Origin of the sequence: Lyngbya aestuarii BL J, from assembly GCF_000478195.2 — a bacterium.
GTDB lineage: Bacteria > Cyanobacteriota > Cyanobacteriia > Cyanobacteriales > Microcoleaceae > Capilliphycus > Capilliphycus aestuarii.
In genome coordinates this window covers 1-724 of the sequence record NZ_AUZM01000300.1, presented here as the reverse complement: position 1 = coordinate 724, position 724 = coordinate 1, and the positions used below count along the sequence as shown (strand labels likewise).

The window sequence follows — 724 nt, the reverse complement described above, 5'->3', positions numbered from 1 at the left end:
TAATTCCGGCATTTTCGGGTAAATCAGAGAAATTATTACACTTGATAATGGGTGGAATAGTAATTAATTTGAGTAAAGTATCTCGATCAATTTTCAAGCGTTCAATTTCATCCTGAAATTCAATTTTTAAGCGTTCACTTTCATATTTCAATTCACTGTTTTCATATTTCAATCTTTGATTTTCCTCTATTAATCTTATTATATGTTCATTGTTTAAATACCTGATATACCCAAAATCAGTATTAGGAGGATAGCGTCGATCAATATCTTGAAGAAAGTCTCGTAGTCCACTCATCTCAAAATCTCCAAATTGTTGAATGATAAAAAATCAGTGTTCTTCTCAAGTAGAACATATTTTTCTAGGGACATAACAACAACATTGTCATGCCCCTAACTAATATTCTACTCGTTACTAAACCCTTCTATCGGCGCGAACCCTTGACGTTGAATATTTTCAGTTATCGTCCGAGGTTCGAGGAATTGTAACAAATAATCCGGCCCTCCCGCTTTGGAACCAACACCGGAAAGTTTAAACCCTCCGAAGGGTTGACGGGAAACAATTGCCCCTGTAATACTGCGGTTAATGTACAAATTCCCGACTTCAAAATCGGCTTTTGCTGTCGCAATATGAGACGGAGTTCGAGAATACAAACCGCCCGTTAATGCAAAGTTTGTCCCGTTGGCAATATGAATCGCTTCCTCAAAATTCGGCGCTTTAATCACC

2 protein-coding genes are annotated in these 724 nt (G+C 37.3%); both read right to left on the bottom strand.

Annotation, left to right across the window (positions count from 1 at the left end):
* The coding region (locus tag M595_RS28215) for a hypothetical protein (protein ID WP_023069952.1) at nt 1-295 on the bottom strand (295 nt) is incomplete at its 3' end.
* Nucleotides 296-402: 107 nt separating this feature from the next.
* A partial coding sequence (locus M595_RS28210) for an aldehyde dehydrogenase family protein (protein WP_023069953.1) occupies nt 403-724 on the bottom strand: 322 nt, incomplete at its 5' end.